The organism is Aquibacillus albus (assembly GCF_016908325.1).
Classification (GTDB): Bacteria; Bacillota; Bacilli; order Bacillales; family Amphibacillaceae; genus Aquibacillus_A; species Aquibacillus_A albus.
Genome location: NZ_JAFBDR010000003.1, coordinates 192,771 through 218,028, shown reverse-complemented (window position 1 = coordinate 218,028; position 25,258 = coordinate 192,771). Strand labels below are relative to the sequence as shown.

The following is a 25,258-nucleotide window of genomic DNA, read 5'->3' as shown; positions in this document are numbered from 1 at the left end:
TGATTTATTGATTATCCTGCCTTGGCATGGGAAATCTGGACTTTTTTTCTTTCCGTACTAATCCATAGTAAGCCTAAAACAATCACAAGTCCTCCAACGATTTGTGGAATCCAAATCGTTTCGTTAAAGAATAGAACCCCTGCAACTGCAGCAGCTGCTGGCACAAAATATCGGTAGAAGTTAGCCTTAGATGCGCCTACTTTTTTCATTGATAAATTCCAGATGACAAATGCAGCCACGGTACATAATATCACATTGTATGCAACGGCTCCCCACGTAACTGGAGTTAGTTCAGACCACATAACTTGGTTCCATCCGCTTAACGTGATCGGAAATAAAAAGATGGAACCAAACAGAATGTACCATGTTGTTACACGCATAGCCGAATACTTATTCATAAGTGGCATACATGCCAAGTTAAAAAGTGCACCAATTAAGCTAATCGAAAGAGCTAATAAGTTGCCGAGCATATAGTCAGAATTAAGGCTAAATCCGTCTTTTCCACCTAGAATAATCATCGAGACACCAATAAAAGCAATACAGCCACCTATCGCTAGTCTTAATGTCATTTTTTCTCGTGTGAATAATGGCGCAAACAAAGCAGTGAAAATTGGCCAGGGAGCGACATTTAAAAGGGAAGCATTGGCAAGTGTCGTGTACTTAATGGAATACATGACAAGGATTTCTAAAATAGTTACGCCAACGAAACCAATGACTCCAAGTTTGATGAGGTCTTGTTTATCTACTTTAACAGAGCCTTCTGTCCACTTTAATATCAAAAATAAAATAGGTAATGCCAATCCAAATCGAAGAAATACAAATACCTCTGCTGGAAATACTTCCATTGCCCACCTAGAAACACCGAAATTAATTCCCCAAATAACTGAAACTAAAATAAGTCCGAAATAAAATACCAAGTTTGTTTTTAACATAAAAAAACCGTCCATTCTTAAAAATTACAACACGATGATATTATCGCATGATAAACGATTAGTTACCAGACAAATTTAAATACTAACCTATCGCTTACCTAGGAAAATGGTTTTAATTTTTGGCTGAATTTCAAAAATATCGATATCCATTGTCATAATTTGTTTCATTCAAGAAAATGCTAAGTTAAAAGAAAAGGAGGTTCAATCAATGGCTAAGCATAATAAGAAATTACCACAGGAAGAGGCAAGTAAGGTTGCAGGAAAGATGTATGATCCTTCTGATTATCAAGCGGATAGCGATTTATCCAAGGGTACTGCGATTACACATGAACAATCCTCTGATGCTTATACGGAAGGAACAGTTGATGGACATATTGATGATGTGAACAAAAATGGTGAATTAAAAAGTGGTAAGGGAGAAGACATTCCGAGAAAGGGTTACTAGTTCATTCTAAAAATCCCCCATAGCACAGCTTGAGCTTGCTATGGGGGATTTTACTTATTAAATGGAGTTAAATAGTGGACTAACAGGTTGTTCTTCATAAACCCGTATAATTGCATCACTTAGTAATGGAGCTACAGTTAATTGGGTAATTTTATCGAGCTTTTTTTCTTCGGACAGTGGTATCGTGTTTGTAGCAACTAGCTCCATCAAAGGTGACTCACTAATCCGTTCAATTGCTGGTCCGGATAGTACTGGATGAGTACAGCAGGCATAAACTTCTCTTGCACCATTTTCCATTAACGCATTTGTACCGCGAGTTATCCTTGTTGCAGTATCAACAATATCATCAATTAAAATGGCAGTTTTTCCTTCAATCTCACCAACAACATTTACTTTCGATTCTCCAGGAATTTGCTCGCGTGGTCCGCGGTTGTCAATAATTGCAATCGGTGCTTTTAATTGATCGGCCATTTGTCGTGCTCTTGTTACACTTGCATGGTCAGGAGAAACGATTACAATATCATCCAGCTGCTTTTGTTTAAAATAGTCAGCTAGAATACGGATACCTACTAGTTGATCAACAGGAATGTTAAAGAATCCCTGTGCTTGTGGTGCGTGGATATCTACTGAAATAACACGTGAAGCTCCAGATACTTGTATTAAATCAGCAATTAGCTTAGCTGTTATTGGTTCTCTTGCACGAGCTTTACGATCCTGTCGTGCATACCCATAGTAAGGGATGACGACATTAATCGTTTTCACTGAAGCACGTTTTAATGTATCAATCATCACGAGCAATTCCATTATATGCTCATTTACTGGGTCACTTGTTGACTGAATAACAAATACATCGCACCCTCTTACACTTTCTTCAATGTTAATTTGAATTTCTCCGTCGCTAAATTTTTTTAAGGAGCATCTACCTAGCTCTATTCCTATATTTGCAGCAATTTCCTCTGCTAACGGGCGGTTTGAACTTAATGAAAAAACTTTTAATTTTGAATCAAGGTATGTGTTCGGCACGTTGGTCCCTCCATCACGTTCCATTTTTTCTTTTTTTACTATAACCTATAGTTTAGCTTATATAAGATAAAAATAAAAATAATTCGACAAAACTTAGCAAAGTGTGTCGATTCCTATATTAAACTTTTTAAATGAAAAAAGAAAGAACACCACTCCATCTATTGTGGAGGATGTTCCTTTTAATTAGTATGTGTAATCATATACGTATAGAAGTTTCGCTTAATGTGTTTCTGTTTCTAATTCTTCTATGCGTTTCTCCACATATTTCGTATCTTTATGGGCATAATATGTTTCGGCTTTTTCTACGATCACCGACGCATTATATTCCGGTATTCCTGCATATTTTTCAAATACACCTTTTGAAATGAGAATATTTCCTTCAGGCCAATGTAACTCAATATTACCTGCTTTTACTGGGACAAATTTGGCACGTCCATTAAATGTACCACATTGATTATAGACTACAACAGCATCGCCTTGATTAATATGATACTTTTTTCCATCCTCTTCATTCATTAGTACATCATAACGATCTGCATTATTAAATGGGTCTGAGTCACTGTAAATCATTGAGTTAAACTGCTTTCCTCTTCTTGTCGTTACATAAAAATGACCTTCGGGTTTACGAAGCTCTGGGATTTCCACTGGGATCAAATTGCCTTTTCCATCTGGTGTTGGACAAATCCCACCTTCACAAAGCCATGCACCGCCCCATTGAAAGACATCACCTTCTGGGTCTAGATGTTGAATCCCATCATAATTAGGATTTGCGCGAGAAATCTCGTCACGAATGTGTTCAGCATTTTTAAAATGAACTAAATGCTTTTGGTCAGGCTTGACACGTCTAGCTAAATCCAAGTAGATTTCCCATTCTGCACGTGCCTCCTCCATTCGAGGACCTTCTATTTCCGGTGATAAGTATACCATCCGCTCTGTAGAAGTAGAAGTGCCCCCGCCTGGTTGTTCATACCTTGTCATTGCTGGTAAGACAACAACAGCTTCTTTTGCATCAACCAATGTAGATGTATTAAAAATGATATCCTGATGGACGCGAATATCTATGTTTTCTAGGCACTGCTTGACAAAGTTAGGATTAGGCATCGTTTCGAGGAAGTTTCCGCCAGACATATAATAGAGTTTTAGCTTGCGATCGTGATCATCAGGCAATAACGTGTTTTCAAGTGAGACACCAACAATGTCTCCTTGCCAATCTGGAATCTCGAATCCCCAATGCTGTTCCACCCGTCTTTTATTTGCATCGTCCATACCTCCGCCTGGTAACACGAAAGGATCTGCTCCCATTTCTCCAGATCCCTGTACTCCAGAATGTCCGCGAATAGGCATAACACCACAGTGTTCTCGTCCAATAAATCCACGAAGCATGGCAAGGTTTGCAACCTGTGACACATTATCTGTTCCGAACCGATGCTGTGTAAGTCCCATCGACCAGACAAATATACCTGAATTTGATTTTGCTAATAGCTCTGATAGCTCAACAATGCGTTCTTTCGCAATGCCGGAAGATTGCTCTAGCTGCTCCCAATTATATGAAGTTGCTTTTTCTTTTAATTCATCAAAACCATTAACGTGAGCGTTGACAAATTCATGATTAATCGCTGAACCTGGCTTTATTTCTTCCATTTCAAACCAGTGCTTGATGATACCGTGCATAAAGGCAATATCTCCGCCAATGTTGACTTGATACACATCATCTGCAATTTTTGTACCAAACAATGCTGAATCAGGGATAGATGGAATCCAGTACTTATCCATTGATGGCTCATAGTAAGGGTTGATCATAATGATTTTTGTACCTTTTCTTTTGGCTGCATACATATATTTTGTCGAAACTGGTTGATTGTTTGCTGCGACAGATCCCCAAAATAAGAGGACATCTGTTCCAATCCAATCCTTGTAATTACAGCTGGAAGCCCCGATACCAAGTGATCTGCTTAATGCAGTTTTGGAGGGGGAGTGACATATCCGCGATGCATTGTCGATATTATTCGTTCCTAAGAAACGGGCAACTTTACCGGCTGTATAATAGGTTTCGTTCGTAATCCCTCTAGACGTTAAGTAAAATGCTAATTGTTTAGGATCTAACTGTTTTATTTTATTGGAAATCAAATCCAGTGCTTCATCCCATGATAAACGCCTAAATTGCTTTTCACCCGGCTTCCGAATTAATGGGTAAGGGATTCGTCCTAATTTACGGAGTTCTGTACTACTCATTTTTCTTAATTCATCGACATCCCTATGGATATCTTTTTCCTTCATTGCTGGCATCGTATTTAAGCGTAAAACGTTCAATCTTGTTGTACAGAGATGAGGACCAGTTAAGGTTTGATCCTTTAAGCCTAAAACTCCGAGTGCACAACCATCACAGACTCCTTTTCTTAATATCCGGGCTGCATATCCAAGGTTGTCTTTATTTTCCCAAGCAACCTTCATCGTGTCACGAATATGGTGTGGTTTTATTTTCCCAAGACCAAATGGAACTTTGCTGACCCATAAATCCGGTTCTAGTGATTTAGGTAGTTTGACAGGACCAGTGTGCTTTGTTTTCCCCAATGGAACCCCTCCAACTTTATATGTATAAGTGGTTTTAAATTAAACTGTATTTCATTTATACTACAATAACATGTTAGCGCTTTCACATCAATAAATAAATGATTTTGTAGGTACATCTCCATACTATCTTATGTTATGTTCATGATAAATTAAATAATAGTCATGAATATTTTGAAAAATACGAAAATGTGTTGACAGTTGACAATCGGTCACTCTATAATGAAAACGATTACAAAACAATACATATGGAAAGAAGGGAGTTCCGTGGCAAATATTCAAGAAGTTGCAAGAAAGGCAGGAGTGTCCGTTGCTACGGTCTCAAGAGTATTAAACAATAATAGCAATGTTACTGAAAAAACAAGGTTAAAAGTAAAACAAGTGATAAATGAACTAAGTTATGAACCTAGCAGATTAGGGCGTAACTTAAGGAATTCAGAAAGTAGGCTATTACTTGTTTTGATACCAAACATCTCCAACCCTTTTTATAGTGAAATAATTAATGGGATAGAAGAAACAGCCGTTAAACAGGATTATAACATACTTTTATGTGAAACGAATTCTGATTCAGAGAGAGAATCTATCTATATCAATTTAATTAAAAATAGAATGGCTGATGGCATTATATTAATGGATCCTACTGTTAATAAGAAAAAGTTACATGAACTTAGTGAAACATACTCCATTGTCCAATGTAGTGAATATGACAAAGAGGGTAACATTCCATTTGTCTCTATTAACAATGAATTAGCAGCATACCACGCGGTAAGATATTTGATAAAGATTGGTAACAAAAAAATTGCTTTGATAAATTCAGATGAAAAGTTTTTATATGCACGAGAAAGAAAACGTGGATATGAAAAGGCATTACACGAGTTTGGGATAACTGGTTATTCTGATTTAATTTATCATACGGATGCTGTGAGCTTTGAAGATGGTCAGTTAGCAATGAGGTGTTTATTAGATAAAAAAGAAAAACCAACAGCTGTATTTGCAGTATCGGATATCTTGGCTATCGGTGCATTGAAAGAAATAAATGCAAGTGGATTAAAGGTGCCGAGCGATATATCTATCGTGGGTTTTGATAAAATTGCATTTTCAAATATGACCTATCCTACTTTAACAACAATATCACAACCAATGTATAAGATGGGTTGTGCTTCTGCAAACATGCTTATTAATAAGATTAAAGGCAAGCAAGTGGAAAATATAACTTTTGATCATGAATTAGTTATACGGGAATCTACCTAAATTTGAACATTAAACTTACCAGGAATATATTGACATTTTTGGTAAATAGATGTAGTATTTTTTGTAAACGATTACATTATGTATATATTATAGTGAAATGAAAGAGAGGATGTTGAATGAAAGAAATAAAAGTTGGTTTAATTGGTTGTGGAAATATCAGTGGTATTTATTTGAAAACGATTCCAAAGTTTAGTCTTTTAGAAATGGTTGCATGTGCTGATATTGACTTAGACAAGGCAACAGAGAAAGCTAAGGAATATAATGTTCCTAAAGCTTGCTCAGTAGAGGAATTATTAAGTATCCCGGAAATTGATATAGTGGTTAACTTAACAATACCTAGTGCACATGCAGAAGTTTCTTTAAAAGTATTAGAAGCAGGCAAGCATGTCTATGTCGAAAAACCTCTTGCAGTTACAAGAGAAGATGGTAAAAGAATATTGGAGAAGGCAGAAGAAAAGGGCTTACGTGTTGGGAGTGCACCAGATACGGTTTTAGGCGGGGGAATTCAAACTTGTAGAAAATTGATTGAAGATGGGTGGATTGGAAAACCAGTAGCAGCAACTGCATTCATGATGGGACATGGACCAGAAGCCTGGCATCCTAATCCAGATTTCTTTTATAAATATGGTGGCGGACCACTATTTGACATGGGACCATATTATCTATCGACGCTCATCAATCTAATTGGACCTGTTAGAAGGGTAACAGGATCAACAAGTATCTCTTTTGAAGAAAGAACAGTTACAAATAGTGAAAACTATGGTAAAAAAATACCAGTAGAAACACCGACACATATTGCTGGGGTGTTAGATTTCGAGAATGGCGCTGTTGGAACATTAATTACTAGCTTTGATGTATGGGGTTCGAACACACCGTTTATAGAAATTTATGGAACGACAGGCACTTTAAGTGTTCCGGATCCAAATACGTTTGGAGGACCGATAAAGATTCGACAACAGTATAATTCTGAGTGGGAACAAATTCCTATTACACATAATTATACAGAAAACACTAGAGGATTAGGGGTAGCTGATATGGCACATGCAATATTAAATAATCGACCTCATAGAGCAAATGGTGAAATAGGTTATCATATTTTAGATATCATGCATGGAATTCATGAGGCGTCCGATTCAAGTTCTCATTATGAGGTAGAAAGTAAAGTGGATAAACCATCACCAATCCCATTAGATTTATTACCAGGAGAATTAGATTAAACAAAGGTTTGTTTATCACTAATTGTAGCAGTATATTATACTGTGAATCTACCAGTATTTTATTGGTTAGTAGATTAAGAAATTAATAGATGTAAGACCTACTTAAATACTTTATTCATAAATACTTCACACAAAATCTAAAGATAATTAAAACTACATTTGTTTATTCATTAAACGAATTAAGATTGTATGATGTATTTTTAAGAAAAAGTTAAGGGGGTGATACCAGGAAAAAATGAGTTATACATTTTTTGAAAGCCCTTACACTATCAGTGGACATTAAAAAATAGGAGGTCAATATGAAAACAAAATTCGGTATTGCTAAGGTAATGTTAATGATTTCAAGTATGCTGTTGTTGTTAGTTATTGTTGCTTGTAGTGAATCGGAGGAGTCTTCATCATCAGATTCAAATTCAAATGGTGATGTAGCAAAGCTTACCGTTTGGTTATGGCCAGGCATGGGGATTGAAGAACAAATTGAACAATACGATGAAGAACACGAAAATGTGGAAGTGGAAATTCAGCTTGCAGAGTTTGCTGATGTGCACTCGAACTTAACTACTTCATTAGCAGCAGGTAGTGGTGCTCCTGACATTTCAGCAGTAGAAGTTAAAGGTATTAATAAATATATTGGAAATCCACAACATTTTGTAAACCTATTTGATTTAGGTGCTGAAGAAGTTGCGGATGATTACTTGGATTGGAAGTTTAAACAAGCGCAAACAATCGACGGGGAGTACTTACTAGGTCTTCCTACAGATATTGGTCCACAAGCGATGGCATATCGTACGGATGTATTTGAGGAAGCAGGTCTTCCAACGGATCGCGAAGAAGTAGCGGAGTTAATCCAAACATGGGAGGACTACATTGAAGTAGGTAAAACAATTAAAGAAAAAACAGGAAAAGCATTAATTGATGATGCGGGAGGATTATATACTGTTGTAGAAGGTCAAGGGGAGAAGAAGTATTATGATGCAGAAGGTAATATCATCATAGAAAGTAACGAACAAATTGATTATGCTTATAATCTAGCAACAGAAGTTATTGAATCAGGTCTGGAATCAGGTTTTGAACAATGGTCCACGGAGTGGGGAACAGGTATGACGAATGGTGATTTTGCTACACTTCTTGCTCCAGCCTGGATGATGGGCTTCATGCAAGAAAATGCACCTGATGCATCTGGTAAATGGGATATAGCAAAATTACCAGGTGAAACTTCAGGTAATTGGGGCGGTTCCTTCCTAACAATTCCTGAACAATCGGATCATCCGGAAGAAGCATATGAATTAATTAAGTGGTTGTTATCACCTGAACAACAGTTGGTAACTTTTGAAAGGAACGGTAATTTCCCGTCAACTCCTGAAATTTATGAAACAGATGCGATTCAAAACTTTAAAAGTGAATATTTCAGTGGTGCACCAGTAGGACAAATTTATGCCGAAGCGGCTAAAGATGTTTCTGAAGTACTAGAAGGTCCAGATTCAATTACAATAGAAGAAGTTCTTAAAGATGCGATTATTAGGGTAAGAGATGGACAGGGCAGTCCGGAGGAAAGCTGGCAACAATCAATAGACGAGCTTGAACGTACATTAGGTAGATAATAATTCTAGAGTATGAGGAGTGATATCGTATCACTCCTCATACAAAAAATGAAAGGGGGATACGAATGAGTACAAATTTGCAAGTTGAAAAGAAGAGTAAAACGATAGGCATATTTAGAAAGCCACTCACTCAAGAAAAGAAGGATCGGATTGCGGGTTACCTTTATATTTCACCGTTTTTTATTTTATTTGGAGTATTTGGTGTATTCCCTATATTCTTCACAGCTTATGTATCTTTAAATAAATGGGATATTTTAGGTACGAAATCATTTATAGGGATGAAAAACTATGCACTATTAATGGGAGATCCAGTGTTTTGGAAATCAATTGGGAATACATTTAGTATTTGGTTTCTATCAACACTCCCACAGCTTTTCTTAGCTTTAGTTTTAGCTTTTATTTTAAACCAAGCATTCATCAAAGGAAAAGACTTCTTTCGATTATCGGTGTTTATACCAAATATTACTTCTGTTGTTGCTGTTGCAATTATTTTCGGGGCGATATTTGGTGAAAACTACGGGATTTTAAATTATTTACTCTCTTTCATAGGAATAGATCCTGTTAATTGGACTGGAACTTTACTGGGAACGCACGCAGCAATTTCAATTATGGTCATGTGGCGTTGGATGGGATACAATTCCATTATTTATTTGGCTGCATTACAAAGTATCCCAAAAGACTTATATGAGGCTGCAACAATTGATGGAGCTAATAAAATACAACAGTTTTTTAAAATTACAATTCCTATGATCCGGCCAATGATTATCTTCACTGTGATTGTATCTACAATTGGTGGAATGCAAATCTTTTCTGAACCATTGATTTTCTCTGGAGCTGGCGGTGGCAGCTTTAATCAAGGTTTAACCATTACACTCTATTTATATGAGGAAGCATTTGTTAGAAATAACTTTGGATATGCATCAGCAGTTGCTTGGGTATTGTTCATTATTATTGTGATATTTTCACTAGTGAATCTATTTATTACTAAACGGATTAATTCTACTGAATAAGGAGAGAGGTGAGTGACAAATGAATGAAGTAGGTGTGAAAAAATTTAGTATCGGGCGAATCTCAACATACGTATTTTTGGTAACGATTACAATTCTGTCGCTTTTTCCATTTTATTGGATGTTTGTAATTGGTTCCAACGATACATCTGCCGTTAATAAATTTCCGCCAGCATTTATCCCTGGGACAAGCTTTTTTGAAAATGCACAGAAAGTCTTTGATAATATTAAGTTTTTTAACGCGATAATCAATTCATTCATCGTTTCTACTTGTGTAACGATATCCGTTTTATTCTTCTGTTCACTTGCAGGTTATGCGTTTGCAAAAATTCGATTTAAAGGAAATAAAGCTTTATTTATTTTCGTAATCGGTACAATGATGGTGCCAATTCAGCTTGGGATTATCCCTTCGTACATGATTATTAGTAAATTTGGATGGATTAACGATTTAAAAGCTGTTATCGTTCCGTGGGCAGTTAACGCGTTCGGTGTATTTTGGATGAGGCAATATATCGCTTCAGCTATACCTGATGAATTAATTGATGCGGGTAAAATTGATGGTTGTACAAATTTTCGAATTTATTGGAATATTGTCTTACCATCTGTTCGACCAGCAATTGCTACATTGGGATTAATTACATTCATGCAAGTATGGAATGAGTTCTTATGGCCGCTAGTTGTTTTAAAGAATGAAGCTGTTCATACCATTCAAATTGCTTTAAGGACATTAAATGGAGCTTATTATCAAGACTTTGCAATGATTCTAGCGGGAACATTTATGGCGACGATACCAATATTAATCGTATTTTTGGTATTCAGTAAACAGTTTATTGCGGGATTAACGGAAGGTTCTGTTAAGACGTAATACAACAACATGAATGATAGAAGTAAAAAAAGAAAGCTATTCTCTTAGAGACTAGCTTTCTCTTCTTGTTTATTCTCAATCTTTTCAAATGTTCGATGACAGAATTTATAAGTAAAGTAACTACCTATGCTGAAAATAACTAATACTAAAATCGGTAAATACACAAAGGTTAGCAGCATTGCTATGGTAATAAGAAATGAAATTAAGACAACATGGAAATGACTGACACCAAGTAGAAATGAATTTTTTATAATTGTATTCCATTTTAATTGATAATGAACGATAACTGGAAACAAGAAGGTTGATGTTAGCAAAAATAAAAAGCCAATTACTAATAAAACAGGTAACAGGACAAATTTAGTAGTTGACCCCAATGTAAACGCAAAATAGATGTCAAGGATCAATAATCCAGAAATTAAGAACCATAGGACTCCAATTATTATACTAGTTTTGAAGTTTTCTTTAAATAATTGAAAAAAGGAACGAAATACACTAGAATCCTTTTTTAACACCCATTGACGCACAACGCCAAACATTGCAGAAGTGGCTGGAAAAATTGTAACAATAGGGATACACATTACGATCCATAATAAATTTAAAAGGAAGAAATTAGTTAGTACTTCCATTAGCTTAAAGAAACGACTATCTACAGAAAATATATTCAATATCATCACCCTGTCTTTTGTGTAAGTATATGAATTAAAAATACCATAGTTTAGTGTAGAAAAAAAGATTACTAGAACAAATTCATAGAACTAAATGAAATCGATTACAACATTGAGCAGTAAGACTTCATTTTGGACTTGTAATAATTTAAAAAAGGAGAATGGAGATGACTAAATCTTTGAAAGCAAATCAATTGGAATTAGGGGTGTGTTATTATCCGGAGCACTGGCCGGAAGATCTTTGGGAAAATGATTATGAAAGAATGCGGGAACTGGGTTTTTCTTACGTGCGTTTAGCTGAGTTTGCATGGTCCATTTTTGAACCGGAAGAGGGGAATTTTTCATTTAACTTCTTTGATCGCGCCATTGATCTTGCCCATAAACATGGACTTAAAGTGATATTAGGAACACCAACTGCAACACCGCCAGCTTGGCTCACGCATAAATATCCGGAAGTATTAAACGTTTCACAGCAAGGTGTGCAATTCCAACATGGCATGCGGCGTCACTATAATTACAATTCAAAAAAATATCGTGAATTGTCAGCGAGGATAGTTACGAAAATGGCAGAACATTATCATAATCACCCTGCAGTTGTCGGCTGGCAAATAGATAATGAATTAAATTGCGAAATAGATGTATTTTATTCTGATGCTGATCATGAGTCATTTCGTTCATGGGTGAAAAATAAGTACGGAACGCTGGACAAGGTAAATAAAGCATGGGGAACAACTTTCTGGAGTCAAACTTACACGAGCTGGGATCAAATTTTTCTACCTCGTCCGACAGTAAATGGATCGAAAAACCCACATCAACTATTAGATGAGAAGCGGTTTATATCAGATAGTGCTATTTCTTATGCGAAACTTCAAGCTGATCTTATTAGAAAATTCGCACCTAATCATTGGATAACAACAAATGGGATGTTTAACCATTTGGATAACCATAGGTTGACGGATGAATTACTAGATTTCTTTGCGTATGATTCTTATCCAAATTTCAGTAAAATTTTTCCTGATCAAGGTGAGAAGCCTTTATTAGATCGGAAGTGGAGTTGGAATTTAAGCGCTGTGCGCAGCATTTCTAATAATTTTGCAATATTTGAACAGCAATCTGGTCCTGGAGGCTGGGTAGATAGAATTGAACAGCCATCCCCGCTACCAGGACAAATCAGATTGTGGACATATCAATCTGTTGCACATGGAGCTGATATGATTCTTTATTTCAGGTGGAGAACGGCGACATTTGGATCTGAAATTTATTGGCACGGAATAAATGACTATCATAATCAGCCTAATCGGCGGATAGCTGAAATAAAGGAAATTAGTCAAGAATTAATGCGAATTAAAGAAAAAATAGTAGGAGCTAAGTTTAAGGCGGAAGCAGCCATTGTAACCGATTACGACAATCAATGGGATGGAGAAACGGATAAATGGTATGGTCCTTATATCAAGCAAAGTGAGCAGGAATGGTTTAAGGCGTTCCAATATAACCATATACCAGTGGATGCTCTAAACTTTGATGAAAATACAAACTTATCGGATTTAACAAACTATAAATTACTAGTTTATCCACATCCCGCAATAATGACTGACCGAAAGGCAAATTTATTAAAGCAATACGTCGAAAAGGGTGGTAAGGTTGTATTTGGATGTCGCTCAGGTTATAAGGATGTCAACGGACAGCCTTATATGTTACCGTTTCCTGGAGTGTTAAGAGAGCTTGTCGGTGTAACGGTTGAAGATTTTACTAGAGTAGGAGAATATCAAGAAATTCCAGAAGCTGAATGGGCAACTGAAATATTTCAGGTAAATCAATTTAACGAAGTATTAAATAATGACAATAATACTGAAATTTTGGCTCGTTATAAAAACGCATATTACGAAAACAAACCTGCTGCAGTTAAATCTCAAGTTGGAAAGGGTACAACAATTTATTTTGGTGGAGTTTTCACTTTGGATATTGCTAATGTTATTCTTGACGAATTAGAGATAAGCAAAACCGTGGAAAGTATTGAATTATCAGAAGCAGTGGAGTTAGCCATACGGGAAAAAGATGGAGTAGAATACATTTTCTTATTAAATTACTCTGACTCTTCTCAAACGATAACCTTTAAGGAAGAATGGAATGAATTAATAACTAAGACGAAATTGAATGGAACTATTGAAATGAAGGGATTTGAAGTCTTAATCTTAGAACGTAGGAGGAAGTAATTGCATAACTGTTGTAAAGAAAAGGCCCGAGTTCCTGCTCAGAACTTGGGTCCTTTTCTTTATAAGTTTCACTACTAGTAACTACACATTCGTTACATTGCTTTTTTGCTCTAGCATAGTTTTACTAAGTGAGAGGGCAGAATGTTCACTTTTTGCATATGGCTTCAACCGAACAGAAAATTCAAACTCACTATCTGTTAGCTGGTATTTTTCTAATACATCTGGTCCACAGCTTGCTGAGCCTAGACCGTGGTGCTTATAATCAAGATTCAATGTGATAAAGTCTTGTTTTTCCAACTCATATGGATGTTCTGCCTGTTCAAGATTTTCCGTTGTATAGTAATGTGCACTGAAATCAAAAGTTGGTTTACCTACTGTTAACAGTCCCACACCATAGGTATTCGTAAAGGAAGCCCACGACACTTGATGGCGATTGCCGTTTTCCTGTGGAAACGCATACGGTGTATATAGACCATCAACAGAATTAGACCATATACCAAATTTAGTCGCTTCTTTGCTATCTACATAGGCTTCACCAGGTCCACGACCATACCAAGTCACGTGCTGTTGATGCTTAGGTAATCGCAGTTGAAGACCGATTCTAGGAAGTACCTCTGGAGCATTTCCTACTTTATGGCCTTCCACTTGAATTTCTACATCGCCACTGCCATAAATGGTATAAACATAAGTCGTTTCTATCCCCCAATTGTATTTTGGTGGAGCGACACGGGTTTTTACCGTAACCTCTACTTTTTGTTTGTTTTCGATTGTCTCCACAGTAAATCCTTGAAGACGGTGTTGTAATAAATGCAAATTGTACTGCTGCCACATTTCTTTTGAACTAACTGGTTTTGTATGGGTATTATTCCACCTGTCATTATCAATGTTTGCACGTTGAAGGTGTAATCTTGGACCTGATTCCATTACTGTTGCGTTGTTGTATTTCCATCCTTTTATTGTCCCTGAAATTTTATCAAAGGTGATGTCAAAATCAGCACCAATAATAGATAAATCCATCTCTGTTTCATGTAGTTGGATTGGGTGCTGCTGTATGGTTAATTTGTTAACACCTTGTTCTGCTGTGACAGGTAGTAAAAATTGTGTCCAAGCAACTTCATGTCCAATTGGAGCCCATTTTGTGCTCGTAGTTGTTACAAAGCGAACATTTAACCAATAATCCGTGTCTGAACTTGAAGATGGAAGTGTATAAGGCAAAGAAATGACTCGGCTATCACGAGCAGGTATAGCATCCATCTTTTGAGACCCTTCATGAATGATTTGATTGTCTGCTACAATCGACCAGTGTAATTGAAGGTGGCCTAACGAAAGAAAATCATATCGATTACTTATATCTAGTTCACCATTTTTTAAATCGATTGCTTTTACGACAACTGGTTCAATTACTTTTTTATATTGATCTAAAGCTGGGGAAGGAGTGTGATCTGCCATCACTAATCCATCCATAACAAAGTTGGAATCGTGAATTTCTTCTCCAAAATCTCCACCATAGGCAAAATATTCTTGGCCTTCTTCGGCGAATTGACGAATACCATGATCTAGCCATTCCCATACAAACCCACCTTGAAGTCGATCATACGTATAGAATAAATCCCAGTACTCCTGAAAAGCACCTGGGCCATTTCCCATCGCGTGTGCATATTCACAAAGGATGTGTGGCTTTTTTAAATCTGTTCTTTTTCCGAGTTCCTCCATCGTATTGATGTCTGTATACATTGTAGTAAACACATCCGAGGAGATAGGGTCTTCTACGGGTTTTTTCTGGTTTGAGTGATGGAGTATTTCTCTACATTCCCCTTCATAATGGACAAGTCTCGTAGGATCTTTCTCCTTTGCCCATTGATACATCGCATCATGATTTTGACCATATCCGGACTCATTGCCAAGCGACCACATAATAATAGATGGATGGTTTTTATCTCTTTCTACCATTCGACTAATCCGATCAATGTAGGCTGCTTGCCAATCTTTGTCATCACTCAACTGGTGTGGATTATCAACAAATACAAATCCATGGCACTCTAGGTCTGACTCATCGATAACATATAGACCGAATTCATCACAAAGCTTATAAAATCGAGGGTCATTAGGATAATGGGAAGTCCGAACAGCATTAATATTATGCTGTTTCATTAGCTTCATATCTTCAATCATCCAATCAACAGGTACAGTTCTTCCTAAGTCCGGATGATGATCATGTCGGTTCACACCTTTAAACTTAACAGGTATGCCATTGATCAGAATTAGCCCATCTTTTAATTCAATCGAACGAAATCCAACTTTTGCTGGAACAATTTCAACGATATCTCCTCGGTCGTTTTTTAAGGTCAATAATAAATGATACAAATACGGAGTTTCAGCCGTCCATTTTTTAGGATTTTTTACTGGTATGGAGAAAGAAAGCTTAGTGTCAAACTCTTTTATAGATGCTTTTTCCTCTACAATACTGTTATTCTGCTTATCTAACAGCTTGATATCCAAAGAATACTTGTTTAAATTCATCGATAATGTATTTTTGATAATAGTATCTAGCTGTAATGTTGCGTGCTCATAATTTGAGTCTAAGTTTGTTTTGACAAAAAAATCATAAATATGAACATTTGGTTTAGCTAGTAAGTAGACGTCTCTAAAGATTCCGCTAAGCCACCACATATCCTGATCTTCTATGTAACTACCATCAGACCATTGATAGACACGGACACCAATCGAATTTTTCCCTTTTTGAATATAAGGAGTTATGTCAAACTCTGCTGGAATTCTACTTCCTTGGCTATAGCCAACCTCTTGTCCATTGATCCATAAGTGGAAGGCACTATCAACTCCTTCAAAGCGTAAGATAAGTTGCTCAGTTAGCCATTCATCTGAAACATAAAACTCTCTCCAGTAGGTTCCTGTTGGATTTTCAGTTGGAACATGAGGTGGTTCAACTGGAAATGGATATTGAACATTCGTGTAATGAGGATAGCCGTAACCCTGCATTTGCCAGCAGGAAGGTACAGGGATATCATCCCAATCATCAACCTGATTAAAGCCAAGGCTTTCTGCTTCTTGAGGAGTTTCTGTATAGTTAAATTTCCACGTGCCATTCAACAGTTTAAATTTATCAGATTGACCTCGGTCATAAGTCAATGCTGAAGCATGGTTAGAGTAAGAAAAGAAATAAGCACGATCATCCAACCGGTTTCGTTGTAAAACAGTTTGAGTTTGCCAGTCTTGTACCGTCATTTAAACATCTCCTTTGTTTTTTAATTTAATTTATTAAACATTTCTTTATTATAAATGTATATGAAAAAGCGCTTTCGTACAATCAAAAAACATAATAAAGAATAATGTTGGTTATTACGAGGAGCTTTAAACTTGGTTTCTATATTTTTGAACTAAAAATAATTTTATAGGGTAACTCTATTTTTGTATGTGTTATACTAGTTTTAAAAAAATATTTCCATACTTGGAAAGCGTTATCATTTTTGAGTGATTTAGATTAATACTTGGTAATGAAATTACAATGATGTCACCAATGATTATTTACATAGTAGCAACTTATGAGTTAATAAATATACATAAAGGAGTATGAAGATAATGGGAGAACAAAGAAATTGGGCAGGTAATTACCAATACAGTGCTGCGAGATGGCATTTTCCTGAATCTATTGAACAAGTACAACGACAGGTCATTAACTGTAGTAGTTTAAGGGTGGTTGGTACACGCCACTCGTTCAATGGCATTGCAGATTCAACTGAAAACATGATTTCCCTTCAAAATCTCAATCAAGTAGTAAATTTAGACCGCGAAAACCATACAGTTACAGTAGAAGCTGGCATCAAGTACAGTGATTTGTGTAGATATCTCGATCGTGCTGGATATGCACTGCCAAACCTAGCTTCACTTCCACACATTTCGGTTGCAGGTGCTTGCGCAACAGCTACGCATGGTTCAGGTAATCAAAATAGCAATCTAGCAACAACTGTGCGTGCGCTAGATATTGTTACATATGATGGTAATATTGTATCTTTCAACCGTGAACAAGATAAAGAGCTTTTGGACGGTGTGGTTGTTGGGCTCGGGGGATTTGGAGTAGTCACAAAACTTACGCTTGATGTGGTTCCTGCCTTTCAAATGGTACAAGCTGTTTATAATAATTTGTCTTTGGCGCAACTTGAAGAAAATTTTGACGATATCTTCTCCAGTGCTTATAGTGTAAGTTTGTTTACCGACTGGGCGGATGAGAATTTTAATCAAGTTTGGTTAAAGCATCAACTTAGAGACCAAGACTCTTTCGATTTAAAGCCTGAGTTTTTTGGTGCATCTCTTGCCAACGAGAATCAACACCCTGTGCCAGGTTTGGGTACGGAGCATTGTACGGAACAGTTAGGTATATCAGGCCCGTGGTTGGAAAGATTACCGCATTTTCGAATGGATTTCACTCCGAGCAGCGGTAAAGAACTGCAAAGTGAGTATATTATGTCTCGGAAGCATGCATATGATGCGCTATGTGCAATAAACCAACTTAGTGAGCATATCTCACCATTGCTTCAAACTTCTGAAATTCGCACCATTGCTAAGGATGATTTATGGATGAGTCCATGTTATAAACAGGATTCAGTTGCTATCCACTTTACATGGAAAGATAATTGGGCAGATGTTCAGAAAGTATTGCCGAAAATTGAAGAGAAACTCGCGCCTTTTTATGCCCGACCACACTGGGGGAAGCTGTTCACGATGGCACCGGCGCAGTTATCGCCACTTTTTGAAAAGCTGCCAGACTTTCAACAATTGCTGGGCCACTACGATCCACATGGGAAGTTTCGTAATAAGTTTTTAAATACGTATATCTTTGGTGAGGGTTAGGTTTAGATCGGAGCTCGGTTTAAGTGTAGGTTATGTGAAAGGGGCTGTTCCAAAAGCAAAGGGGTCAGACCCCTCAACTACGAGGGAGTCAGACCCTTATGGGACATCCTCTTATCTATTATTTATTCTTCATACTCACCAAGGATTTCTACTACTTCTTCTGTAAGAGTAGTATCAACCACTTGATCAAAGTCTAATTCTGCAGAAATAGCTCCATTGTTCTGGTAAAAATCGTATTGGTTTTTGATATCCTCTATAAACATGCGCCCGTTAGGATTTAAACCAGTGACACCAACTTGCTTCCAAATTTCAGGGTCTTTTAAGGCGGTGTACTGTGTCATAATATCGATTATTTCATTTAGTTCTTCTTCATCGCCATTCCCGTTTACAAAGACATCATTATAGTCTCGAACTGCTTTCAAGTATGCTGCCATGAAACGTTTTGCTACTTCACTGCGCTCATTTAGAAAGACTGGAGACCCAAGTACCATGGCAATCTGTGCTTTAGGAGCAAAATCAGTTGCATCGCCAAAGCGCACATGAATATCTTGGTTAATACCTTGAGTAATTAATGGCTCAATTTGTAATGCTGCATCGATCTGCTTATTACCAAGTGCAGACATCATGTTCCCAAAATCCGACATTAATACGAATTCAACATCATCTCTAGTTAAACCAGCATGCTCAAGCATTTGTTGAAAAATGTAATCATCTACTGCGTTTTGAGTAGAGACAGCAATTTTCCTGCCCTCCAAATCTTCATAACTAGTAATCTCATCTTGTAAGTCCTCACGAATAACAAAAGAAAAGTAAGAGCTTCCTTCAACATTATGCCCTTTATCTGCAATAAAGCGAACATCAATTCCTTGAGCGATGGAATTAAAGAAGGATGCAGAAGAAATCCCTCCTGCTACGTCTACTTCACCAGATGCTACAGCAGGAAGCATCTCATCACTATTTCCGAACGTAGCAAATTCAACTTCGATGTTATAATCTGCAAAATATCCTTTTTCATTGGCGATATAAAAACCAGCGCCTGATGCAGAACCGTCTTCAGCAATGACAACTTTTGCAGTTTCTTCTAGTGGAGCTAATGGGTCATTGTTATTGGAATCCGATTCATTGGAATCATCTGTGTTGGTGTCGGATGATGGATCACTTTGTTGTTGATCCGAATCTCCTCCATTTGTTTGCTCCTCAGGATCCGTTGAGCCTGAACTGCAAGCTGCTAATGTTAACAAAACAATTAAAAATGGAACAGTTAAAAACAACAACCATTTTTTGTTCATTTTCATCACCTTTCTTTTCGTTTATGGAAAACGAAGTAGATTAATTATTTGTAAAAGTAGGGAGTAGGAACCCACTAACTTATCTATTTTGCTCTTGAACCTTGCACCTCTGTTTGCAGATGCTGCCAAATATCCACAAACTCGTGTGCTAATTCTTCATTGGAACGGACATCTTCCATTGTGCGTGGTCTAGGTAATTTAATATTTTTTTCTTTAACTATTTGCCCTGGCTGTGCGCTCATAAGTAGGATTCTGTCACTTAATAGCATGGCTTCATCAATACTATGGGTAATAAACAAAACGGTTTTCTTTGTTTCTTGCCAGATATTTAATAATTCCTCCTGAAGGATAAATTTATTTTGTTCATCAAGTGCAGCGAATGGTTCATCCATTAATAGAATTTCAGGATCATTCGCAAAAGCACGTGCGATACTGACTCGTTGCTTCATTCCACCAGATAGTTCCTTTGGATAAAGCTTTGCAAACTTTTCTAACCCTACTTTTTCAAGATAGTATTGTGTTCTTTCCTTCGAAATTTTCCTTGGCACATTTCTCATTTTTAGTCCAAAAGCGACATTCTCTTCTACTGTCATCCATGGTATGACTCCTCGCTCTTGGAATACCATCGATTGCAAGGGTCTGTCTGGAGATGAGGGGTGTATTTGAAACGAACCAGTACTTGGTGTTTCAAGATCTGCTAAGATTCTTAGTAATGTCGTTTTCCCACAACCACTTGGTCCAAGAATACAAACAAATTCCCCATCCTCTATTTCTAATGAGATATCCTTTAAAGCTTCGACTCGTTCACTTCGCTTAAAGAAGACTTTCGTTAAGTCTGTAATCTCAATTTTTGTATTTGGCAATCGGCCCACTCCCTTCCTTTTTGAACATCCGCTTATAAGACTTACTTCCATGGGATTAACTTACTTTGTAACCCTCGGATAATGAGAGAAAATAAGTAGCCAAAGAAAGATATTAAGACGAGTCCGACATACATTTGAGGAAGTAAGAATGCTTTATAATTCATCCAGATGACATAACCAATCCCTGAATTGGCACCGATCATCTCAGCAGCAACAATGGTTAATAACGCAATTGCTTGCCCCATTTGAATGCCTTCTAACATGACTGGAAGTGAACCTGGTAATGCAATCTTAAAAAAGAATTTTTTTGCATTTGCTCCATAATTTTTAGCGACATCTACATAAATCCTATCTATATTGGTAACACCAGCAGCAGTATTAATTACGACAGGGAAAAAAACACTGATAGCAATCGTAACCATTTTTGAAAATTCACCAATGCCAAAAATAATTAAGATAATTGGTAGCATAGCTAGTGTTGGTATTGGCATAAAAGCCATTACGAGTGGAGACAAGAAATGGCGAATTGGCGCATACATTCCCATCAGTAAACCAATGCAAATTGCTGGAATGACACCTAACAAGAAACCACAAATAATTCGGATTAAACTTACTTCGATATGATTAAATAATTCTCCACTTAATCCCATTTGATATAACGTGCTTAAAATCAATGTTGGAGGAGGAAAAAATCGATGATCGATCAATCCCGTTCTAGATAAGAATTCCCAGAGAATTAAGACCAAAATAGGAGATGATATGGTAAGAAATTGTTTGAGTTTGTCACGACGCTGTTGTTTTTTATATTCCTCTTTTTCCACCTGTATTGCGGAATGATTTATTTGTTGGTCTTCCATGTTGTCACCACCTCTCACGTTGCTATTCTATGCGTTCGCCCAGAAAGTGTGATTCTCTAATGATTAATAAGTACAAGCAGGATAAAAAAGCAAAAATATTAATTTATCCGGTACATGAAGCTTTTACATGTTGTACAATATAATTAAATCGCTTACAATAATTATTGGTAAATATAGGAGTCGTTGTTATAGTAAAATGGGATTGGATCCTTTGTTTAAAGTGTTTACTCATAAGCAACCATCGATAATGACACATGTAATAGGAAGGGTACAATCTGTTTTCAAAGGCTATAAAAATAGAAAGGATGATGAGGATGGGGAAATTAAAGGTTGGTTTGATAGGTGCAGGTGGTATTGCAACTGGGGTACATATTCCAAATTATTTAAAATTATCTGATCAGGTGGAAATCGTTGCCGTATCAGATGTGAACTTAGAGAGGGCAAAGGATGTTGCAGGCGAATATTCTATTCCGAATGCATTTTCATCCTATGAAGAAATGCTTTCTCAGGTTGAGCTAGATGCTGTTAGTGTTTGTGTTCCAAACAAGTTCCATTTGGCGGCAAGTATCGCTGCATTACAGGCTGGTTGTCATGTGTTATGTGAAAAGCCACCAGCAATGTCAGCTGATGAGGCAGAGGAAATGCTTCAAACAGCACAAAGCAATGGTAAAATTTTAACTTATGGATTTCACTACCGTCATCAACCAGAAGCGATAACTGCCAAAAGATTTATTGATGCTGGTGAACTTGGTGATATTTATTCTGCAAGGGTTCAAGCGATTCGTCGTAGAGGGATTCCAGGCTGGGGTGTGTTTACAAACAAAGAGCTTCAAGGTGGTGGACCACTAATTGATATCGGGGTTCACATGCTGGATACAGCTTTATATATGATGGGTTACCCAGAGCCAGATGTCGTATTAGGAAAAACACATCAGCAGTTAGGAACGAAAAAAGGTGTTGGTTTACTAGGAGATTGGGACTGGGAAAACTATACGGTTGAAGATATGGCTGTTGGTATGATTACTTTTAAAAATGGAGCTTCATTAGTTCTAGAAACTGCTTTTGCTGCAAACGTAGAGGAACGCGATAAAATGCAAGTTTCTTTAATGGGGAATGAAGGTGGAGCCGACATTTTTCCACTTAAAATCTATCAAGAGAAGCACGAAAGTTTAATTGATGTCACTCCAGCTTATTTACCAAAGGTTGGAGGACATGAGCGTGAAATCCAACATTTTGTTGAATGTTGCCTAAAAGGAGAGCAACCAATAAGTACACCAGAACAAGGCTTAATTATACAAAAAATAATCGATGCACTTTATCAGTCTGCAGAAACAGGTAGAGCAGTATCTTTTAATGAATAGTTATATTTATTTAGGTCAGGTCATGAATCTATGTTCATGGATCTGACCTTTTTTCGTTACTTGTTGCTCTGGTGAAGTTAACCCTTTCTTCATTCGTAATAGGTATCAAGAAACTCTACAAATAATTTCGTGCTTTTTGGATGGAAGGAGGTTTGTTGCATAACGTACGAAAAGCTTCTAACAATTGGATTGTCTTTTATTCGAAGCGCCTTGATGGTCCCTAATTCTATCTCTTTCTGGATAATCACCGTTGATACGATAGACACACCTAAACCAGCTTCAACTGACTCTTTAATAATTTGTGAACTCCCAAAATCTCTAGTTTTAATGGGAGAAAATCCTTCCTCTTTAAAAAATTGATCAATTCTTTGACGTGTACCGGACCCTCCCTCTCGAATAATCCACGTTTCATTAGCCAGATCATCAAGAGTCACTTCGTTTTTCGTTGATAAAGGATGATAGGCTGAAACGATTACTACCATCTCATCCTTTGCAAAAGGTTTAATCATGACATCAGCATGTTCCACTTCTCCTTCAATAATGGCTAAATCCAATTGCCCTCGCAAAAGCTGACTTATTACTCTACTCGTATTTCGAATTGAAATATCCGGTGTGATTTTTGGATAATATTGACCAAATTGTGCGATAAGCTTCGGTAAAATGTATTCGCCAAAGGTATAGCTTGATCCTATCCGTATTTCACCACTTGCGGAATTTGATAAATCATCAATTAATCTTTCGACTCGTTCATATTGAAAAAGAATCTCTTTTCCGTGATGATAAAGTATTTCACCAGCTCGTGTTAAATGAACAAATTTGTTCGTCCGATCAAACAATTTCACTTGGTATTGCTTTTCCAGCTTTTGGATTGCTAATGTTACTGCTGCTTGTGTTAAATGCAACGTTTCTGCTGCTCGCGTGAAGTTTTTCTTTTCAGCAACGGTGATAAAAGTCATTAAGGAATGGTCCACCAAAATCCTCCTTTCCTATCATTAATAAAACTAATGGTTATTATAATTATTATTTATTTTACTTATTATTGATTTTACTATAAGTTGAAAGTAATTCACATCCATTTGGAGGCCAGTCATGGACAATAGCGCTAAAAAGGATTATCCAAGTCCCCGGCAAAAGAAAAACCGTCTAATTTGTTTTTTTCAAGAACGGATAGGATTTGTAAGAGGTCTTATACTTACACTTGTCCTAGCTGGTCTAGCTGGGACGATAGCTAATTATCCGTTTTTCTCTGTAATGGGAGTTATGATTCTCTCCATTTTGTTAGGAATGGTGTGGAGAGCTATCATGCCAATACCTTCTGATGCACTAACTGGTGTTACTTTTAGCACGAAAATTCTCCTCCGTGTAGGGATTATTTTAATGGGGATTCGGTTGGATTTTAATGAAATCATTCATGCAGGTTTCTCTTTAATTTTTGTAGATGTTTTGGTTGTCATTTTTACAATCAGTATCGTTATATTATTAGGGCATCTTTTAGCTGTCGACAAAAAGTTTTCAGCATTGTTAGCGGTAGGTACGGCAATTTGTGGAGCTGCTGCTATTGTTGCAGTAGCACCGTTCATTCGAGCGAAAAAGGAAATCATTGCTTTAGCAGTAGCATCTATTGCGATACTTGGTACAATTGGAACAATCGTTTATATCTTTAGTTACGCATTATTTGATTTTGATAATTATTTTTATGGCATATTCGTCGGTGCTACGCTTCACGAGTTGGCTCACGTTGTTGCAGCTGCAGAACCTGGGGGAAACACAAGCAGTGATATCGCCATATTAGTAAAAATGGGTAGAGTAGCTTTACTCTTACCAGTAGCAATGGTGTTCGGTTATATTTTTCGCCCTAAGTTGGATGCCATACCAGGGCAAAGGATATCCATGAAGCAATTACCGATTCCTTGGTTTATTTTCGGCTTTCTAGGTATGAGTTTGATAAACTCAATTGGATTTCTACCAGAGCAGGTGATTCGATTATTAATCGGAATGAGTGTGTTGTTTTTATCGATGGCGATGGCAGGGTTAGGGTTAAGTGTTCGATTTAGTGATTTTAAGCAAATTGGTCTAAAAGGCGTGTTGGTTGGAATTATTGGTTCTGTTGTACTAGGTATTCTAGGTTCATTTCTTTTACTATTCGTGTAATCATTGTAAGGAAATCTATCAAATAAATATCCTGATTAGGTTTAACATGGTACTACTAGATAAGGATGAATCATAATTAGGGGG

The 25,258-nt window shown here is 36.9% G+C and carries 19 protein-coding genes; 10 read left to right on the top strand and 9 right to left on the bottom strand.

The window, feature by feature from the left end; genetic code table 11:
• Positions 1-11 precede the first annotated feature (11 nt).
• A complete protein-coding gene (locus JOC48_RS04375; RefSeq protein WP_204497831.1) occupies positions 12-932 on the bottom strand; it encodes a DMT family transporter in 921 nt (306 codons plus the stop codon).
• A gap of 208 nt (positions 933-1,140) precedes the next feature.
• Between JOC48_RS04375 and JOC48_RS04370 the strand changes: the two genes are divergently transcribed.
• Entirely contained in the window at positions 1,141-1,377 is a 237-nt protein-coding gene (locus tag JOC48_RS04370) for a YozQ family protein (protein WP_204497830.1), read from the top strand.
• A 57-nt stretch (positions 1,378-1,434) separates the two neighbouring features.
• Here JOC48_RS04370 and JOC48_RS04365 read toward each other — a convergent pair whose 3' ends face one another.
• Both JOC48_RS04365 and JOC48_RS04360 read right to left on the bottom strand, forming a co-directional pair.
• Positions 1,435-2,400 carry a ribose-phosphate diphosphokinase gene (locus tag JOC48_RS04365; RefSeq protein WP_204497829.1) on the bottom strand — a complete coding sequence of 322 codons (966 nt, stop codon included), beginning with the start codon at positions 2,398-2,400 and terminating at the stop codon, positions 1,435-1,437.
• 219 nt (positions 2,401-2,619) lie between these two features.
• Positions 2,620-4,971, bottom strand: coding sequence for an FdhF/YdeP family oxidoreductase (locus tag JOC48_RS04360; protein WP_204497828.1), 2,352 nt, complete (start codon positions 4,969-4,971; stop codon positions 2,620-2,622).
• A gap of 264 nt (positions 4,972-5,235) precedes the next feature.
• Here JOC48_RS04360 and JOC48_RS04355 point away from each other — a divergent pair, with 264 nt between their 5' ends.
• From JOC48_RS04355 to JOC48_RS04335, 5 genes are all read left to right on the top strand, one after another.
• Positions 5,236-6,219, top strand: a complete 984-nt coding sequence (locus JOC48_RS04355; protein WP_204497827.1) for a substrate-binding domain-containing protein — start codon at positions 5,236-5,238, stop codon at positions 6,217-6,219.
• A gap of 116 nt (positions 6,220-6,335) precedes the next feature.
• Entirely contained in the window at positions 6,336-7,436 is a 1,101-nt protein-coding gene (locus JOC48_RS04350) for a Gfo/Idh/MocA family protein (RefSeq protein ID WP_204497826.1), read from the top strand.
• Positions 7,437-7,735: 299 nt separating this feature from the next.
• On the top strand, positions 7,736-9,037 hold the full coding sequence (locus tag JOC48_RS04345; RefSeq protein WP_204497825.1) for an ABC transporter substrate-binding protein: 1,302 nt from the start codon (positions 7,736-7,738) through the stop codon (positions 9,035-9,037).
• A 65-nt stretch (positions 9,038-9,102) separates the two neighbouring features.
• On the top strand, positions 9,103-10,047 hold the full coding sequence (locus JOC48_RS04340; RefSeq protein ID WP_204497824.1) for a carbohydrate ABC transporter permease: 945 nt from the start codon (positions 9,103-9,105) through the stop codon (positions 10,045-10,047).
• A gap of 19 nt (positions 10,048-10,066) precedes the next feature.
• Positions 10,067-10,909 carry a carbohydrate ABC transporter permease gene (locus tag JOC48_RS04335; RefSeq protein WP_204497823.1) on the top strand — a complete coding sequence of 281 codons (843 nt, stop codon included), beginning with the start codon at positions 10,067-10,069 and terminating at the stop codon, positions 10,907-10,909.
• A 44-nt stretch (positions 10,910-10,953) separates the two neighbouring features.
• Here JOC48_RS04335 and JOC48_RS04330 read toward each other — a convergent pair whose 3' ends face one another.
• Complete coding sequence (locus JOC48_RS04330) at positions 10,954-11,574, bottom strand: YesL family protein (protein ID WP_204497822.1); 621 nt, start codon at positions 11,572-11,574, stop codon at positions 10,954-10,956.
• A gap of 167 nt (positions 11,575-11,741) precedes the next feature.
• Here JOC48_RS04330 and JOC48_RS04325 point away from each other — a divergent pair, with 167 nt between their 5' ends.
• Positions 11,742-13,787 carry a beta-galactosidase gene (locus tag JOC48_RS04325; protein WP_204497821.1) on the top strand — a complete coding sequence of 682 codons (2,046 nt, stop codon included), beginning with the start codon at positions 11,742-11,744 and terminating at the stop codon, positions 13,785-13,787.
• 81 nt (positions 13,788-13,868) lie between these two features.
• On the opposite strand, the gene lacZ is transcribed toward JOC48_RS04325, so the two are convergent.
• On the bottom strand, positions 13,869-17,030 hold the full coding sequence (gene lacZ / locus JOC48_RS04320) for a beta-galactosidase, LacZ type (RefSeq protein WP_204497820.1): 3,162 nt from the start codon (positions 17,028-17,030) through the stop codon (positions 13,869-13,871).
• 354 nt (positions 17,031-17,384) lie between these two features.
• Here lacZ and JOC48_RS04315 point away from each other — a divergent pair, with 354 nt between their 5' ends.
• On the top strand, positions 17,385-18,653 hold the full coding sequence (locus tag JOC48_RS04315) for an FAD-binding protein (protein WP_204497819.1): 1,269 nt from the start codon (positions 17,385-17,387) through the stop codon (positions 18,651-18,653).
• Positions 18,654-18,775: 122 nt separating this feature from the next.
• Here the strand turns inward: JOC48_RS04315 and JOC48_RS04310 are convergent, their stop codons facing one another.
• From JOC48_RS04310 to JOC48_RS04300, 3 genes are all read right to left on the bottom strand, one after another.
• Entirely contained in the window at positions 18,776-19,942 is a 1,167-nt protein-coding gene (locus JOC48_RS04310) for an ABC transporter substrate-binding protein (RefSeq protein ID WP_204497818.1), read from the bottom strand.
• Positions 19,943-20,025: 83 nt separating this feature from the next.
• Positions 20,026-20,856 carry an ABC transporter ATP-binding protein gene (locus tag JOC48_RS04305; RefSeq protein WP_204497817.1) on the bottom strand — a complete coding sequence of 277 codons (831 nt, stop codon included), beginning with the start codon at positions 20,854-20,856 and terminating at the stop codon, positions 20,026-20,028.
• On the bottom strand, positions 20,847-21,662 hold the full coding sequence (locus JOC48_RS04300) for an ABC transporter permease (protein WP_204497816.1): 816 nt from the start codon (positions 21,660-21,662) through the stop codon (positions 20,847-20,849). The genes JOC48_RS04305 and JOC48_RS04300 overlap by 10 nt, the downstream gene beginning before the upstream one ends.
• Positions 21,663-21,976: 314 nt before the next feature.
• Between JOC48_RS04300 and JOC48_RS04295 the strand changes: the two genes are divergently transcribed.
• Positions 21,977-23,023, top strand: coding sequence for a Gfo/Idh/MocA family protein (locus JOC48_RS04295; protein WP_204497815.1), 1,047 nt, complete (start codon positions 21,977-21,979; stop codon positions 23,021-23,023).
• A gap of 89 nt (positions 23,024-23,112) precedes the next feature.
• Here the strand turns inward: JOC48_RS04295 and JOC48_RS04290 are convergent, their stop codons facing one another.
• Complete coding sequence (locus tag JOC48_RS04290; RefSeq protein ID WP_338024232.1) at positions 23,113-23,994, bottom strand: LysR family transcriptional regulator; 882 nt, start codon at positions 23,992-23,994, stop codon at positions 23,113-23,115.
• 118 nt (positions 23,995-24,112) lie between these two features.
• Between JOC48_RS04290 and JOC48_RS04285 the strand changes: the two genes are divergently transcribed.
• Positions 24,113-25,174: a YeiH family protein gene (locus tag JOC48_RS04285; protein ID WP_204497814.1), complete on the top strand. Its 1,062-nt coding sequence runs from the start codon at positions 24,113-24,115 to the stop codon at positions 25,172-25,174.
• Positions 25,175-25,258 lie beyond the last annotated feature (84 nt).

What these genes read in the sequence shown, in the direction of transcription:
- JOC48_RS04325 (WP_204497821.1), top strand. Translation starts at nt 11,742, where the DNA reads ATGACTAAATCTTTGAAAGCAAATCAATTGGAATTAGGGGTGTGTTAT.
- JOC48_RS04310 (WP_204497818.1), bottom strand. Translation starts at nt 19,942, where the DNA reads ATGAACAAAAAATGGTTGTTGTTTTTAACTGTTCCATTTTTAATTGTT.
- JOC48_RS04305 (WP_204497817.1), bottom strand. Translation starts at nt 20,856, where the DNA reads ATGGAAGTAAGTCTTATAAGCGGATGTTCAAAAAGGAAGGGAGTGGGC.
- JOC48_RS04300 (WP_204497816.1), bottom strand. Translation starts at nt 21,662, where the DNA reads ATGGAAGACCAACAAATAAATCATTCCGCAATACAGGTGGAAAAAGAG.
- JOC48_RS04345 (WP_204497825.1), top strand. Translation starts at nt 7,736, where the DNA reads ATGAAAACAAAATTCGGTATTGCTAAGGTAATGTTAATGATTTCAAGT.
- JOC48_RS04295 (WP_204497815.1), top strand. Translation starts at nt 21,977, where the DNA reads ATGGGGAAATTAAAGGTTGGTTTGATAGGTGCAGGTGGTATTGCAACT.
- JOC48_RS04335 (WP_204497823.1), top strand. Translation starts at nt 10,067, where the DNA reads ATGAATGAAGTAGGTGTGAAAAAATTTAGTATCGGGCGAATCTCAACA.
- JOC48_RS04315 (WP_204497819.1), top strand. Translation starts at nt 17,385, where the DNA reads ATGGGAGAACAAAGAAATTGGGCAGGTAATTACCAATACAGTGCTGCG.
- JOC48_RS04350 (WP_204497826.1), top strand. Translation starts at nt 6,336, where the DNA reads ATGAAAGAAATAAAAGTTGGTTTAATTGGTTGTGGAAATATCAGTGGT.
- JOC48_RS04340 (WP_204497824.1), top strand. Translation starts at nt 9,103, where the DNA reads ATGAGTACAAATTTGCAAGTTGAAAAGAAGAGTAAAACGATAGGCATA.
- lacZ (WP_204497820.1), bottom strand. Translation starts at nt 17,030, where the DNA reads ATGACGGTACAAGACTGGCAAACTCAAACTGTTTTACAACGAAACCGG.
- JOC48_RS04370 (WP_204497830.1), top strand. Translation starts at nt 1,141, where the DNA reads ATGGCTAAGCATAATAAGAAATTACCACAGGAAGAGGCAAGTAAGGTT.
- JOC48_RS04285 (WP_204497814.1), top strand. Translation starts at nt 24,113, where the DNA reads ATGGACAATAGCGCTAAAAAGGATTATCCAAGTCCCCGGCAAAAGAAA.
- JOC48_RS04375 (WP_204497831.1), bottom strand. Translation starts at nt 932, where the DNA reads ATGTTAAAAACAAACTTGGTATTTTATTTCGGACTTATTTTAGTTTCA.